Raw genomic sequence first — 14,948 nt, forward strand, 5'->3', positions numbered from 1 at the left:
TTTTTTATATCTTCGTAGGCTATTACTTTATTTCGCCCTGTATTTTTAGATTGGTACAGTGCTTTATCTGCAGCCTCTATCCAGCGCTCATGATTTTTAAAATCATTACTGCTACCAGCCAGCCCTATACTTACCGTCATTGTTATTTCAAAGTGTTTATACTTAACAGGGTTAGTTTCAATCAATACCCTTAAACGCTCAGCAAATACAAAAGCGCCTTCTTTATCTGTATCAAGTAATGTTACTGCAAACTCTTCACCGCCATAGCGCCCTGCAACATCCGTTTCGCGCAGCGTCGTACGTAGTAAGTTAGATAAATGACGAAGCGATTCATCACCGCAACTATGGCCATATTCATCATTTATTTTTTTAAAGTGGTCAATATCAAACATTAATAATGTACTACAGCCACCACTTCGCTTAACTCTTAAAAACTCTTGGCGTAGCGTACCTTCCCAGTGTCCACGGTTTGCAAGCTGCGTTAAGCTATCTGTTTGACTTACTTGTTCTAATTTTTTGTTTAACTCTTCAAGCTCTTTTTTATTTACCGCGACATCTGTTACATCATACAAAATAATACAAATATGGCTAACTTCGCCCATCGTATTTGTAAGAGGGATAAATGTCGCATTTTGATACATGTAATCAGCTTTACCAGTAATAGGTCGATAATTTTTAAACCTAAAAATGTATGGCTGCTGCTCCCAAATCGTAAAAGAGCGGTTTTTTAAAACAAAAACCGATTCTGATTTACTTCTAAACCATTTTTCGTCTATTGCTGGAAATAAATCAAATAGGTCTTTATCTTTTACTGCGCTTGGTAGAAGCCCTGAATGGTTTTCCATAAAACCATTCCATACACACACCTTATAATCTCTATCAAGTACTACAAGGCCTACATCAACGGTATTAAACATATCCATAAGCCAATGGATCTCATTCATTTCTAAATCTGCAGCCATAACTTAATCTTCTAATAGGTAAGCAACTTTATACTTCAAAGTTTTAAGTGAATCTTCAGTAAATAACAGCATGAGGTCGCAATTTATATCATGGTTTTCAATACCGTAACTAATCTCTATAGCAAGGGTGCGTTGCCAACGTGACTTGTTTGATTTAACCAGCTCAGACACATCTCTGTGTTGGCCAAGTACTATTGGGTGCCCTTGGCTAAATGACATATCGAGCTGTTTTGAAAGACCCGTTAAAATAGCGCCTATCAAAATATTACTAATATCCATAAGCAGCTCAAGTTCAATTTTATCGTTTAACTCGCCGTCATAATTCATCAAAGAAGCTATTTCTTTAAAGCTTGAATCATTTAAAAGTAATAGCGCCTCGCCCGAAATGCCACCGCCAATAAAGCCCTGGCACACACCCGATGTAGCTGCGTTATTATCTATAGACTGAAGCGCCATATCGAGTTCATTAACTTCCAAAATATTCACATTAGGAATTGGTAGCTCTACAAACACATTAAGAAGACGTGCAAGTAAATCCCCAGCCTGTCCCATAGCAACGTTAGTGAGTTCTTGGTATATATCCCGAACATCAGGGTCGACTTGCTCTCCAAGCGAATGAGAGAGACGCTCACGCATGGCTTTATCTTTAATCCCATGGTGTTCAATTATGCTGGCTAGTTTTTCGGGGGAACATGGTTTTTGAATGAAATCGATAGCACCCAGTTCAAGCACTCTTTGATGTGCACTTGGCTGTATATCACCAGAGACAACAACAGTGAGTATGTTTAGCCCCTGTTCTTTCATAGCGATTAATACTTCATACCCATCCATTTCAGGCATATTTAAATCGAGAAAAAGTATTTCTGGTTCAATTAACTTTATTTGCTTTATGCAATCAACGCCGTCGAGTGCAAATTCAACTTTAATATCCCAATCTTCAGGTAATGAACGAGCTAGCTGACGCCTAGCTAATTTTGAGTCATCACATATTAGTACCGATGTTGACATATTATCTCTCTGTTTCTAAACCAGTAATGAGCATTAAAATCATTTTATGATGGTTTTTATTTTTATTATTGAAGATATATTTTGTAACTTCATGTTAATCAAAGTTTAGCACAGTTACAATTTTTATATTGCAGAACTAATCCCAACTTCATTAGGGCGGTATAATCTCTTGGTTACTATAGCGCAGTATAATACACTGACGCCCATTGCGTTAATTTAAAAGGAAATACCTTATGTTACGTTCACTTACCTTTGCTTTGAGCGCATTTTGCTCTGTGGCTATTGCAGCCGATTACCCAGAAAACACGCTAGACATAGGAAAAGTATCTGCACAAGGCAAACCAGTCACTTTATTAGGCAAAGGGATCTCTGTTGGAGATAGCGCGCCAAATTTCAAAGTAGTTGATGACAACTTCATCCCTGTAACGCTTGAGGATTACAAAGGCCAAGCTGTATTGATAAGTGTAGTGCCAAGTCTTGATACAGGTATTTGTAGCCTGCAAACTAAGCATTTTAATGAAAAAGTAGCCTCGCAATTTCCAAGTGTTGTAATGCTAACAATTAGTGCTGATTTACCATTTGCTCAAAAGCGTTTTTGCAAAGCTGAAAATATCGATAAAATCACTACGTTATCAGATTCTGTTTGGCGCGATTTTGGCCAAAAATACGGATTGATTATTAAAGATATGGGCTTATTAACGCGAACGGTATTTATTTTAGATGAAAGACATAACGTCATTTATAAACAATTAGTTAGTAGCCTTTCAACTGAACCAGAATACAACAGCGTAATTGAGAAACTTAAAACGCTTTAAAGCCGATTAAATAGCACTGATTAAGCAATGCTAAACAACCTTAAAACAAAAAACCGCCAATTGGCGGTTTTTTAATGTGCTTTTATAATTAACCTAAAAGCTCACCAAGTTGTGAACTAACAGCTTCAACAGCTTGTGTACCATCTAGTTTGTGGTATTGAGTATTACCAGCAGCAGCTTCTGCTTGGTAGTAATCAACTAATGGCATAGTTTGCTCGTGGTAAATACCTAAACGTTTACGTACTGTTTCTTCAGTATCGTCAGCGCGAACAATTAAGTCATCTCCAGTTTCATTGTCTTTACCTTCCACTTTTGGTGGATTATATACAATATGGTAAACACGACCAGAACCAGGATGAACGCGACGTCCGCCCATACGTTCAACAATCACTTCGTCAGCCACGTCAAATTCAATAACGTGATCAACCACTACGCCATTTTCTTTCATCGCATCAGCTTGAGGAATTGTGCGTGGGAAGCCATCAAGTAAAAAACCTTTCTCACAATCAGCTTTAGTAATACGCTCTTTTACTAAACCAATAATAATATCGTCAGAAATTAGTTGACCAGCATCCATTACTTTTTTTGCTTCTAAGCCTAATGGCGTGCCCTCTTTAATTGCTGCACGTAACATGTCGCCAGTAGAAATTTGTGGAATACCGTATTTGTCCATTAAAAACTGAGCTTGAGTACCTTTACCTGCACCCGGCGCGCCCAAAAGAATAATGCGCATATTATTGTCCCCTAGTATGGATATTTATTTTAAAGCCTGAATTCTTCCACAAGCGCCGCCGATACTCAAGCAACTTATACTAATTGATGAGTTGTTGATGTATTTACAGCGCATTAAAAAAGGGAACATACGTTCCCTTTTATTTAAAGTATATAATTTATACTTTTATTAACTAAATAGTTAACTGACTACTTGCTTAGTTCAAGCATTAGTTTGTTTAGGCGAGTAACAAACCCAGTTGGATCTTTAAGTGTACCGCGCTCTGCAAGTAATGCTTGGTCTAATAAAACATGTGACCACTGTGAAAATTTATCTTCATCTTGTTCGTCATTCAAATGCTTAACAAGTTGATGCTCTGGGTTTAGCTCAAACACAGGTTTTGCTTCAGGGGCTGCTTGACCAACAGATTCCATTAGCTTTTGCATTTGTGAGCTCATGTCGTTGTCGTCACTTACAACACATGCTGGAGAATCTGTTAAGCGGTGCGTAAAGCGTACTTCTTTAACGTCATCACCTAGTGCTGTTTTAATACGCTCAACAAGGCCAGCCATCTCTTTTTCAGACTCTTCTTGCGCTTTTTTAGTCTCTTCGTCGTCCAGCTTACCTAAATCTAAATCACCACGTGTGATTGACTGTAGTTGCTTATCAGCAAATTCAGTTAAGTGGCTCATCATCCACTCGTCAACACGGTCACTTAATAACAATACTTCAATACCTTTTTTGCGGAAAATCTCTAAATGAGGAGAATTTTTCGCAGAAGTAAATGTATCAGCTACTACATAGTAAATTTTGTCTTGGCCTTCGTTCATACGCTCAACATATTGCTCAAGCGACACATCTTGCGTTTCTGAATCAGTATGAGTAGACGAAAAACGTAGTAGCTTACATACGGCTTCTTTATTTGCCGCATCTTCAGCTGGGCCTTCTTTCATTACTTGGCCAAACTCATTCCAAAATACTTGGTAATCGTCAGCTTTGTTTTTAGCCATACGCTCAAGCATTTTAATAATGCGCGATGTACACCCTTTACGAATAGCTTGCGTTACTTTGTTGTCTTGTAGAATTTCACGAGATACGTTTAGAGGTAAATCGTTTGAATCTAGTAAACCTTTCACAAAACGAAGGTAGCTTGGCATGAACTGCTCAGCATCATCCATTACAAATACACGTTGTACGTAAAGCTTTAAGCCACTTTGACGTTCACGGTTCCATAAATCGAAAGGTGCTTTTTTAGGGATGTATAAAAGGCTCGTGTATTCAGTTTTACCTTCAACCTTATTATGTGCCCAGCTAAGTGGATCTTCCCAGTCGTGGCTTACGTGCTTGTAAAACTCTTTGTATTCTTCATCAGAAAGCTCTGACTTATCACGCGTCCACAATGCAGTTGCGCGGTTAATACTTTCCCACTCACCTGGTACTGCTGGAATTTTTTCGCCGTCTTCGCCTTCAGACTCTGGTACTTCTGCTTTAAACATTTGTACCGGTGTTGAAATATGGTCTGAGTATTTAGTAACAATGCCGCGCAGGCGGTAATCGTCAGCAAATTCTTTTTCTTCATCACGAAGATGTAAAATAATGTCGGTACCACGGCCTTCTTTTTCAATTTCTTGAAGCGTGTATTCGCCTTCACCTTGAGATTCCCACTCGTAAGCGGTTGTTTCACCGGCTTTACGTGTACGAACAGTTACTAAATCGGCAACAATAAATGCTGAGTAAAAACCAACACCAAATTGACCAATTAACTGTGAATCTTTACTTTGATCACCCGTTAAGTTTTTGAAAAACTCAGCAGTACCCGACTTTGCAATAGTACCCAATGAGCTAATTACTTCATCACGTGTCATACCAATACCATTATCAGAAATGGTAATTGTATTTGCTTCTTTATCTGCGCTAATACGAACACGTAAATCGGCATCACCTTGGTAAAGGTCGCCTTGAGATAGCGCTAAAAAGCGTAACTTGTCTGCTGCATCTGATGCGTTTGACACAAGTTCGCGTAAAAATATTTCTTTATTAGAATAAAGAGAGTGAATCATTAAGTTTAATAATTGTTTTACTTCTGTTTGAAAGCCTAATGTTTCTTTTTGTGCTGCAGTCATTTATATATCTCCAATTTGCAAAGTGTCTGCGTTATGCACTTAATATGGGGTGAGGTGTTAGAACTTCAAGGGAAAAATCAAAAAAAGGTGAAACGAAAAAATAGAATATCTCGTTTATCTAAAATGGGTGCGGACAATTAATATGAATCTTTTCACCTGTTGTTGGATGTTCAAAATATAAATCGCTGGCGTGTAATTGTAAGCGTCCTGCCATGTACTCACTTTGTGCACTTTTATATAAATCACAGCCTAAAATTGGATGCCCTATAAACTGGCTGTGTATTCGTAATTGATGGGTACGTCCGGTAACGGGCGTAAATTGCACTAAGGTTCTGCACGGCTGTTTAAGCCGCTCAAGCACACTGTATTCACTCACTGCTACTTTGCCCATCGTTTGGCAAATTTTAACTCGCGGAAAAAGCAGTTTATCTTTTGCTATTGGCGCAGTAATTGACCCCACATCAACAGCTAAGCACCCTTCAAGCATCGCTACATAACGCTTTTGAATAGTGCGCGCCTGAAACTGTTTATTAAGATGCTTTGATGCTTTGGCGTTTAATCCAACAATCATAATGCCCGATGTACCCAAATCTAATCGATGCGGTAACTTTGCCTCAGCAAATGCGGCTGTTAACTCTTTTTGACCATGTACTAAACGGTAATGTACTGAGTCCCAGTTAAGGGGGTTTTTACCAGACAAACTTAATAACCCACTGGGTTTATTGATCAATAAAATATCGTCATCTTGATATAATATTTCAATAATCCCGTCGCATTTAGGCGCTACAAAGTCATCAACAATCATGTGTGGTGCTGAAGGTGTTTGCGATGTTGAGTTATCTATTAAGTTAATCATTAAATTAGTCAATATCTTTTGAATGAAGCGCTTTTAAAGCCAATACTTGCTCACGTAAATCGTCTGCTACTACTTTGTCAGCGGCAATCGGGGTACCTACTGCAACCGACACCAAAGACCATTTTAATCGTGGTAGTTGCCACTTAGCTTTTCGGCTAAACATACTTCCCCACAGGCCCCCTAAATGCACAGGGATAACGGGCACAGGTGAGCGCTCAATAATGCGCTCGATTCCACGGCGAAAAATATCGATAGAGCCGTCACTGGTTAGTTTTCCTTCAGGGAAAATACCAACAAGTTCGCCTTTATTAAGCGCAGCAGCCACTTCGTCAAACGCTTTTTTAAACGCTTCTGGATTGGTTTTTTCACTGTTAATGGGAATAGCTTTGGCCATTTTAAATAACCAATGTAGGGCTGGCGAATAATAAATAGGGGCAAATACCATAAATCGGATAGGCCTTGGTGATGCTGCTAAAATAAACATCCAATCGACAAAGCTCACGTGATTACACACTATAACGGCAGCGCCTTCATCAGGAATATTACTTTCACCTTTTGTACGCACTCTGTACATACAAATAGCTAAAATATATATAATAAATCGTAAAAAGAACTCTGGTACTTTGGTATAAATATAAACAGATATAAGCAAGTTTAGCCCAGCAAGTAACAGTAGCAACTCTGAAATACTCCACTGAAAAACAGACAGCGTTACAATACTTAAAACAGCACTGCCCACCATAAACAGTGCATTTAATACATTGTTAGCCGCTATAACTCGTGAGCGACTCGACTCTTCAGTACGCTGTTGAATAAGCGCATACAGCGGTACAGTGTAAAAACCAGAGCCAATACCAATGCCTGCCATCCATACAAAATGCCACACCATGTCGCCTGTTTTTAATAACTGATCAAGCGTCAATAATTCAAGGTTTTGAGGTAAATAAGAGCTAATGGCTGGCTCTTGGCTCAGTAAATATAAAAACAAGGTAATTAAAATAGCGCCAAAGGGCACAATGCCCAGCTCAATACGAGAACGAGATAACTTTTCACACAATAACGAACCAATAGCAATACTTAGTGAAAACACAACAAGCGCGCTAGTTACAACCAGTTCATCGCCGCCCATTGTGTGTTTTACATAATTTGGTAAGGAGGTTAAAACGATGGCGCCAATTAACCAAAACCAACTGATCCCGAGGACTGATTTACCAACTGATTCTGTTTGCGAGTTAAGTGCTGAAAATACGTTTTTTGTGGATGAAAATATATTATAGGTAAATTTCAAGTTAGGCTCGTTTGCCTCACTAATGGGTATAAAGCGACTGCTCACATAACCCATAACAGCCAGTACTAACACGGCAATACTTATAAGCGTAGGCCCTACTGATTGAGTAATATAATAGGTGCCAAAAATTGTACCAATTAATATTGCCACAAACGTGCCTGATTCAACCAAGCCATTCGCTTTTGTTAATTCGTTAGGGGCTACGTGCTGCGGTAAAATAGAGTATTTTAATGGACCAAAAAACGTACTTTGTACGCCCATTAAAAATACGGTGGCTAACATCAGCCAAACGTATTGCGTTAAAATCGAGACTGCCCCTACAACCATAATAGGGATTTCACATAGCTTTACGATTCTGATTAGTTTGGATTTTTCTGTTTTTTCAGCTAACTGCCCCGCTATCCCTGAAAATAAAAAGAAAGGTAGGATAAATAACCCAGCAGCAATATTTGAATAAAGTGCGCCATCAGCAAGCGTTGCAGCCTGGAATATCAATAAAATAAGCACTGATTGCTTATACACGTTATCGTTTATCGCTGAGAAAAACTGCGTAATAAAAAGCGGTAAAAAACGCTTACTACCCAGTAATGTACCTTGGTAGGGTTGATTATCTTTCATTGTATTCCTTACTAATTAGAGACATAGCCCAAAAATATATTATACCAATTCGTTTAATTAAATGATCTATTTTGAGGGCGGAAAAACGTGTTGATAGCTAGGCAAAAAATTCGCTATTTAGTTGTTCTAAATGAGAATTTTTTAACGCAGGTAGCGACACGTTTAGCCCCGCAAAATGATTAAGTATTATTGCGGATTGGTATTAGATTGCTTCTAAGCTTACCTTAAAAACAAAAAAGCCTACATAATTTAATCATGTAGGCTTTTATAATATCTTTTCAAATAGTGACTTAGAGTTAGTCTTGTATAACTAAACGCCTGCCGCTAAAAGCATGCATAAGCGTTCTACCATCTACTAAATCAAGCTCGCCCCCCACAGGAATACCGTGAGCAATACGCGAAGCACCTACTTTATATTTATGACAAAGCTGAGCAATATAATGAGCTGTAGTATCGCCTTCAACGGTAGGGTTAGTCGCTAAAATAACCTCATTAATACCGCCTTGAGCAAGTTTTTGCTCTAAAACGTCTAAGCCAATTTCTTTAGGGCCGATACCGTCAATTGGCGATAAATGACCCATTAAAACAAAGTATAGCCCTAAATACTGACCTGTTTGCTCAATGGCAAGCACATCAGTAGGCGATTCAACAACACATAATATGCCGCTGTCTTGGCGTTTTGTACTTAAACAAATATCGCACTGAGCTTGTTCGCAAAAAGTACGACAAGACTGACAATGCCCTATGGCTGTCATTGCTTTAGTCAATGCATTGCCAAGCTGAGTGCCTCCTTTTCGGTCGCGCTCAAGCAAGTGAAAAGCAATACGTTGCGCTGACTTTGGACCAATGCCCGGTTGACAGCGCAGTGCTTCTATAAGCTGATTTAAACTATCTGAAAGTTGCATTATTTACTTAAAACGGCATTTTCATACCTGGTGGTAATTGCATACCGCCAGTTACTTTACCCATGCGCTCTTGTGTTTCTTCAGCAACACGGCGTACAGCATCGTTACATGCTGCTGCAAGTAAGTCTTCAATCATGTCTTTGTCGTCTTCCATAAGGCTTTCATCAAGCTGAACACGACGTACATTGTGGTTACCAAGCATGGTTACTTTCACTAAACCGGCACCGGCTTCGCCAACAACTTCTAATGTTGCAATTTCGTCTTGGGCTTTTTGCATGCGATCTTGCATTTGCTGCGCTTGCTTCATCATGTTGCCCATTCCACCTTTAAACATAACTTTCTCTCTTTCTTTTAATACATTAATTAACATGTACATAAGGGCGATTGTAAGTAATTACAATGCCTGAATACTGTTTTCGTCAATTTCGGCGCTAAATACTTGCTGAAATTGTACTATGTTTTCATCAGATGTGATCACATCGATTGCTTGTTGATGACGACCTGCATCAATTTTTTGCTGAATAAGATAAGGAGAGTCAATAACTCCCTTAGCAAAATTAATACTTAACGACACGTTATGCTCATAAATACTCGACAATGCGGCATCTAATCTTTGGCGAAGCATCGGTGTATCTAAATGCTTTTGTGATTCATCAACGTCTATATGTAAACTGTTGCCTTGCTTGGTAAATATTGAATGCAATGCAAATTGGCGCATACGACCACCCAGTCCCATACGTTTAATTAAATAAGCCCATTCATCTTGTTGATGTGCAAATCTAATTTCACTAATTGGGCTTTGAAAATCATCAGGGGCAGGAATACTTACTTCCTCTGGCACTATTTCAGGCGCTTTTTGAGGGTTTATTTGCTCAAGTAATTCTGGCGCAAGATTTTCAGTAATTGTTTGGTGCTTTGCTTTAAAATCAATCTTACTAGCTGGCTTTATGTTGGAGTGATTATGTGCCTGGGTTTGGCCCCCTGTTACTGGGAGCTCATGCTTTTTTTCACTCTCACCTTCGCTATCAGTTGCCCAAGGAGGGATATCGCCAGACCCAGTACTTGAAGGGCTATTAAGCTCACTTGCACTTGTATCTGCACTACCTTGATGAACACTTTGGGCTTGAGGTATTCTTGGATGCTGTTCTGGCTTTTTAGCAGGCGCTTGGCTTGGCTGCACTGCTACATTATTTGCAGATGTACTTGTACTCTTGCCTGATAACCTACCCGCACCCGATATGTTTCTGTCACGTAAAATACGAGCAATGGCAGATTGCGCCTGCGCTTCTTGTTCAGCTATTGGCGTACTTGCATTGTGATTTGCTAAGGGCTCTGGTGAAGACTCTGAGTTTGCAGTAGGTGCAGGTTTAAAACCCTGATCTACAGCGCTACTCATTATATCGTCAAACTGCGAAGCTAACGTTTGCTCAGCATCACTATGTTGCATGTAAGCTTCATCTTCACTTTGGCGCTGGGCTTGAGCATCCGAAACAACATTGGTTTGTGGTTGTTCATTAGCTGAAGCCTGTTGTTCAAAAGCGTTTTCACTTTGTTGAACCGGTTGCTCTACTGCAACTTGGGCAGGCTCATTATTACTTTGTACGACATCATTATTCGATGTCTGAGCAGCAACATTTGGTAAAGGCCCTATCTCAAGGGATTTAGGCTGCTCTGTATTGCTAACTGGCTTAGTATTATTTACAGGGGCACTACTTTGGCTAGCTACAGTGTTTTGCGATGTTTTATTTTTATTTAATATATCTCGCAGTGCATTTGCGCGGCCTTGTTTATTTGGGGCCGGCTCTTCGTTTACTGTGTGTACAGTTTGTTGAGCGTCTGTAGGCTTAAATGCTAATAATCTTAGCATTATCATTTCAAAACCTAAACGAGGCTCTGGTGCCCATTGTAAATCTTTTTTACCATTTAACAGTAACTGATAATAAATTTGAATTTGTTGTGGGCTCGTATGTTGTGCAACATGAGCAATATAATCTACATTTTTTTCATCTAGCCCTGCCGCTTCTGGCACTAACTGGGTTAGTTGGGTCAAATGCGTAAGTGCAATTAAATCATCAAGCAATGCCACATAATTAGGATTACGACTTGCCACCTGCGCAATCTCATCCATTAGCGCAGCGCCATCTTGTGCAAGTAATGCTGCAAGCAAGCTTTGGCTATGATGAGTATCCATTAAACCAAGCATTGTTTGTACTGCTTGATTATTAATATCACCATTTGTTTGTGCGATAGCTTGGTCGGTTAAGCTAAGCGCATCACGCATACTGCCATCAGCTGCTTTTGAAATAATGCTAAGTGCATCGGTATCAAAGCTAAGCTGCTCTTGAGTAAGTACGTGTTCAAGCTGTGTTTTAATTTCACTTTGCGATAACGCATTTAAGTTAAATTGCAAACAGCGAGATAAAATAGTAACTGGTAGTTTTTGAGGATCGGTCGTCGCCAATAAAAATTTCACATGCTCTGGTGGCTCTTCAAGCGTTTTCAAAAGCGCATTAAAGCTGTGCTTAGAAAGCATGTGAACTTCATCGATTAGGTATACTTTATAACGTCCACGTGTTGGTGCATATTGAACGTTATCGAGTATTTCGCGGGTGTCTTCTACTTTTGTACGAGAAGCCGCATCTATTTCGAGTAAGTCAATGTAGCGCCCTGCTTCTATATCTAAACAGCTGCTACATTGGCCACACGGATTTGCAGATATACCTTCGTCGCAATTTAAGCTTTTAGCAAAAATACGCGCAATAGTAGTTTTACCTACACCGCGGGTTCCAGTGAATAAATAAGCGTGATGCAGTCTATTTTGTGTAAGCGCATTTACAAGCGCTTGCTTAACATGAGACTGCCCAACCAATTCATGAAAGGTTTGAGGACGCCATTTTCTCGCTAGAACCTGATAACTCATCGATTACTCGCCTTCGAATTCAACCAATTTTAGGATTTTAATACCCATTTTTTTGATGCGCTGCTCGCCACCAAGTTCTGGTAGTGATACAACAAATGCAGCATCTGTGGCTTCGCCACCTAGTTTATGAACTAATTTAGCTGTGGCTTCAATTGTGCCGCCAGTTGCTAATAAGTCATCAACTAATAATACTTTATCGCCAGGTACAATTGCATCAACATGCAGCTCTAGCGTGTCTTCACCGTACTCAAGTAAGTAATCTTGACGAATAACTTCGCGTGGTAACTTACCTGGTTTACGAACTGGAATAAACGGAATGCCTAATGCGTAAGACAGTGGCGCACCAAAAATAAAGCCACGTGATTCTGTGCCAATTATTTTAGTAAAACCCTGATCTTTATATTCTGCGATAAACGCGTCAATAGTTGCTTTAAAGGCTTCTGGATTTGCCATTAAAGTGGTTACATCGCGAAACATGATGCCCGGCTTTGGATAATCAGCAATTGTAGTTATGCTGTTTTTGATAATTGCTGGTGTTACTTGAGTCATAATTTTAACTGCTCAATTGTTTATATTACAAAGCAGGTGATTATAACCTTAACTAACCTTTAATTGCGAGTTTGGCGTTACTATAAAAGAAGTATTAACTATGGGGGGTAATTAAAATAAAGTGGTTCAAGGCTGAAGTAAGCAACAGCCTTAATAAACGCTATGCATTTTAAGTTAAGCTAGTGATCCAGCCTAATATTGCATTTAAACAACCAATCCCTGCAAATACAGCTAAGAAAGCAAGAAAATAAGTAGCGTTGAACGGATCTTTAAAGTCTTTATCATCTGACATTGGTACAACCTTTTATTAAGCACGACAAATAAGGCTGCCATAATAGACGATGTAAAATCATCAATAAAGACCTTAATCTTGATTTTTTGTCACAATTACACCGCGTTCAACCATTGCATTGAGGGTAACCAATGCGCCTTGAGCAATTTGCTCTGCATTAAACTGTGGTGCATGAGCGAATACCTGTTGGCAAACGTCGTCAAATGTCGCTCCATCGCTTGCCTCAATAATTGATAGTAACAAAGCAGTCATCGCATTCGTAGCCAGAAATTGAACGTCATCATCTTCATCTCTATATACAACAAAATAATTAGGCTGAGGTGATGGCTCTTTTGGTTTAAAGCGATTGCTAATATTTTGAACCGGAAATTGATAACTTAAATTTCTTGCCGTTTTCGATAAATACAAAGCAGAACTAGTAAGCGCTGTTGTTTGTAATTTTTGCTCTTGCTCATCTTCGTGTGCAATCGATACATCTAGCTCTACCCATTCATAATGTGCAAGTTCTAGCATAAACACGGGATCGTATCTTTTCATTTTATAATCACTTGATAAGTAATTAATAAACTCCCCTGCTATATCTAAAAAGTACGGCGAATGACAATCATATTCGCTAAAAAATTGGCGTACAAGGACCAGCCATTGCTTGTCTGTATATAAGGTTTTTAATACAGGAAAACCTGATGATATAAAACCTTCAATGTTATTAAAAAATAGGTCGCGATAAATGGCCATACGCCTGTCTTCGATACCGCTGGGCTTTTTATTTTTTTTAGGCTCGCGAATATGCGCCATAAATTCGTTTTGTATTTCAATAAAGCTCATAACCAGGCACTCTTTTAATATTTATAAAGGCTTATATTAAGCTCGTTGTTTTGAAACCGTTGAAGTAATGTGTTTAGCTTGTAGCTCATGAATTATATCTAACTCTTTGGTTAAAATATTCATGGTAGGGATATTAAAATCGCGCTCAAGCAAGGTTGGAAATACGCCATGCATTTCATATGCTTTATCCAGTAGCTCCCACACAGGATCAATGACATCAGCACCATGTGTATCAACTATTAAGTCATCAGCCTCATTATAATGGCCTGCAACGTGCCCATAGGCAATACGATTAGAAGGCAGCCCAGTTAAAAACGATTGTGCGTTATAGCCATGATTAATCGAATTCACATAAATATTATTCACATCCAGTAAAAGCTTGCAGTCTGCCTGCTCTAAAATGGTATTTGTAAATTCGAGCTCTGATAATTGCTGTCCAGGAGCGCCATAATAGGAAACATTTTCTATCGCAATTTGCTGCTCAAGTATGTCTTGTACTTGTTTAATACGAGGGACAACATGTGCTATAGCATCTTGTGTAAACGGAATAGGCATTAAGTCATACATATGGCCTGTACCAGAGCAGTAACTTAAGTGCTCACTGAAAATTTTTATATTGTGCTCTTCAAAAAAAACTTTTAAAGATTTAACAAATTCAACATCCAGTGGTTCGGGTGAACCGATAGACAGTGATAATCCATGACACACAAAATTATTTGCATCTGTTAATGTTCTAAATTGCTTTTTAAAGCGTCCACCTAGTTTTAACCAGTTCTCTGGCGCAACTTCCAAAAAATCTACTTGATTAGGTACGTGTTCAAGCAGTTCATCAAGCATTTCTCGTCGTAGGCCAAGGCCCACCATCCCGAAATCTGTACTCTGGATTTGTGTCATAACTACCTCTAACTTATCAAAAAAGGGCCTTAAGGCCCTTTTAGCATAACTTATTTAGAATAAGATATTAACGACCGCCACATTTACCTTCGCCGCACTTACCTTCTTTTTAGTTTTTTTAGCATCGCCGCCGCATTTACCTTCACCACATTTGCCTTCTGTTTTAGCTTTTGCATCTTTT

General features: G+C 39.1%; 14 protein-coding genes. 1 reads left to right on the plus strand and 13 read right to left on the minus strand.

Translation table 11 applies throughout. From position 1 onward, the window contains the following. Both P20429_RS19640 and P20429_RS08035 read right to left on the minus strand, forming a co-directional pair. Positions 1 to 962 (minus strand): diguanylate cyclase (locus tag P20429_RS19640; RefSeq protein WP_033026882.1); only part of this gene is annotated, 962 nt, incomplete at its 3' end. 3 nt (positions 963 to 965) lie between these two features. After that, a complete protein-coding gene (locus P20429_RS08035; protein ID WP_007584074.1) occupies positions 966 to 1,970 on the minus strand; it encodes a response regulator in 1,005 nt (334 codons plus the stop codon). Positions 1,971 to 2,203: 233 nt separating this feature from the next. Here P20429_RS08035 and tpx point away from each other — a divergent pair, with 233 nt between their 5' ends. Next, complete coding sequence (gene tpx, locus P20429_RS08030; RefSeq protein WP_007584075.1) at positions 2,204 to 2,785, plus strand: thiol peroxidase; 582 nt, start codon at positions 2,204 to 2,206, stop codon at positions 2,783 to 2,785. 88 nt (positions 2,786 to 2,873) lie between these two features. Here tpx and adk read toward each other — a convergent pair whose 3' ends face one another. The 11 genes from adk to P20429_RS07980 all read right to left on the minus strand — a co-directional run bounded on the left by adk (position 2,874) and on the right by P20429_RS07980 (position 14,767). After that, the gene (adk, locus tag P20429_RS08025; protein WP_007584076.1) at positions 2,874 to 3,518 is read right to left on the minus strand and encodes an adenylate kinase; all 645 of its coding nucleotides are present in this window, start codon (positions 3,516 to 3,518) and stop codon (positions 2,874 to 2,876) included. 188 nt (positions 3,519 to 3,706) lie between these two features. Next, positions 3,707 to 5,620 carry a molecular chaperone HtpG gene (gene htpG / locus P20429_RS08020; protein WP_007584077.1) on the minus strand — a complete coding sequence of 638 codons (1,914 nt, stop codon included), beginning with the start codon at positions 5,618 to 5,620 and terminating at the stop codon, positions 3,707 to 3,709. A gap of 118 nt (positions 5,621 to 5,738) precedes the next feature. Beyond that, complete coding sequence (locus tag P20429_RS08015) at positions 5,739 to 6,476, minus strand: RluA family pseudouridine synthase (RefSeq protein WP_007584080.1); 738 nt, start codon at positions 6,474 to 6,476, stop codon at positions 5,739 to 5,741. A 4-nt stretch (positions 6,477 to 6,480) separates the two neighbouring features. Then, entirely contained in the window at positions 6,481 to 8,382 is a 1,902-nt protein-coding gene (locus P20429_RS08010; RefSeq protein WP_007584082.1) for an MFS transporter, read from the minus strand. Positions 8,383 to 8,678: 296 nt separating this feature from the next. Beyond that, a complete protein-coding gene (gene recR, locus P20429_RS08005) occupies positions 8,679 to 9,287 on the minus strand; it encodes a recombination mediator RecR (RefSeq protein ID WP_007584090.1) in 609 nt (202 codons plus the stop codon). A gap of 7 nt (positions 9,288 to 9,294) precedes the next feature. Continuing rightward, positions 9,295 to 9,621, minus strand: a complete 327-nt coding sequence (locus tag P20429_RS08000; RefSeq protein WP_002962306.1) for a YbaB/EbfC family nucleoid-associated protein — start codon at positions 9,619 to 9,621, stop codon at positions 9,295 to 9,297. Between the two features lie 60 nt (positions 9,622 to 9,681). Beyond that, complete coding sequence (gene dnaX, locus P20429_RS07995; RefSeq protein WP_007584092.1) at positions 9,682 to 12,207, minus strand: DNA polymerase III subunit gamma/tau; 2,526 nt, start codon at positions 12,205 to 12,207, stop codon at positions 9,682 to 9,684. Positions 12,208 to 12,210: 3 nt separating this feature from the next. Continuing rightward, complete coding sequence (gene apt, locus P20429_RS07990) at positions 12,211 to 12,756, minus strand: adenine phosphoribosyltransferase (RefSeq protein WP_007584093.1); 546 nt, start codon at positions 12,754 to 12,756, stop codon at positions 12,211 to 12,213. Between the two features lie 169 nt (positions 12,757 to 12,925). Next, on the minus strand, positions 12,926 to 13,048 hold the full coding sequence (locus tag P20429_RS20980) for a hypothetical protein (protein ID WP_002962301.1): 123 nt from the start codon (positions 13,046 to 13,048) through the stop codon (positions 12,926 to 12,928). A 72-nt stretch (positions 13,049 to 13,120) separates the two neighbouring features. Continuing rightward, positions 13,121 to 13,873 (minus strand): DUF2063 domain-containing protein, encoded by a 753-nt coding sequence (locus P20429_RS07985; RefSeq protein WP_007584094.1) that lies wholly within the window; start codon positions 13,871 to 13,873, stop codon positions 13,121 to 13,123. Positions 13,874 to 13,909: 36 nt separating this feature from the next. Then, on the minus strand, positions 13,910 to 14,767 hold the full coding sequence (locus P20429_RS07980; protein WP_033026884.1) for a DUF692 domain-containing protein: 858 nt from the start codon (positions 14,765 to 14,767) through the stop codon (positions 13,910 to 13,912). Positions 14,768 to 14,948 lie beyond the last annotated feature (181 nt).

This window comes from Pseudoalteromonas sp. BSi20429, from assembly GCF_000238895.1.
Lineage (GTDB): Bacteria > Pseudomonadota > Gammaproteobacteria > Enterobacterales > Alteromonadaceae > Pseudoalteromonas > Pseudoalteromonas arctica.

Bases quoted from the DNA above. Each gene is read 5' to 3' on its own strand.
- P20429_RS08035 (WP_007584074.1), bottom strand. From the start codon at position 1,970: ATGTCAACATCGGTACTAATATGTGATGACTCAAAATTAGCTAGGCGT.
- tpx (WP_007584075.1), top strand. From the start codon at position 2,204: ATGTTACGTTCACTTACCTTTGCTTTGAGCGCATTTTGCTCTGTGGCT.
- adk (WP_007584076.1), bottom strand. From the start codon at position 3,518: ATGCGCATTATTCTTTTGGGCGCGCCGGGTGCAGGTAAAGGTACTCAA.
- htpG (WP_007584077.1), bottom strand. From the start codon at position 5,620: ATGACTGCAGCACAAAAAGAAACATTAGGCTTTCAAACAGAAGTAAAA.
- P20429_RS08015 (WP_007584080.1), bottom strand. From the start codon at position 6,476: ATGATTAACTTAATAGATAACTCAACATCGCAAACACCTTCAGCACCA.
- P20429_RS08010 (WP_007584082.1), bottom strand. From the start codon at position 8,382: ATGAAAGATAATCAACCCTACCAAGGTACATTACTGGGTAGTAAGCGT.
- recR (WP_007584090.1), bottom strand. From the start codon at position 9,287: ATGCAACTTTCAGATAGTTTAAATCAGCTTATAGAAGCACTGCGCTGT.
- P20429_RS08000 (WP_002962306.1), bottom strand. From the start codon at position 9,621: ATGTTTAAAGGTGGAATGGGCAACATGATGAAGCAAGCGCAGCAAATG.
- dnaX (WP_007584092.1), bottom strand. From the start codon at position 12,207: ATGAGTTATCAGGTTCTAGCGAGAAAATGGCGTCCTCAAACCTTTCAT.
- apt (WP_007584093.1), bottom strand. From the start codon at position 12,756: ATGACTCAAGTAACACCAGCAATTATCAAAAACAGCATAACTACAATT.
- P20429_RS20980 (WP_002962301.1), bottom strand. From the start codon at position 13,048: ATGTCAGATGATAAAGACTTTAAAGATCCGTTCAACGCTACTTATTTT.
- P20429_RS07985 (WP_007584094.1), bottom strand. From the start codon at position 13,873: ATGAGCTTTATTGAAATACAAAACGAATTTATGGCGCATATTCGCGAG.
- P20429_RS07980 (WP_033026884.1), bottom strand. From the start codon at position 14,767: ATGACACAAATCCAGAGTACAGATTTCGGGATGGTGGGCCTTGGCCTA.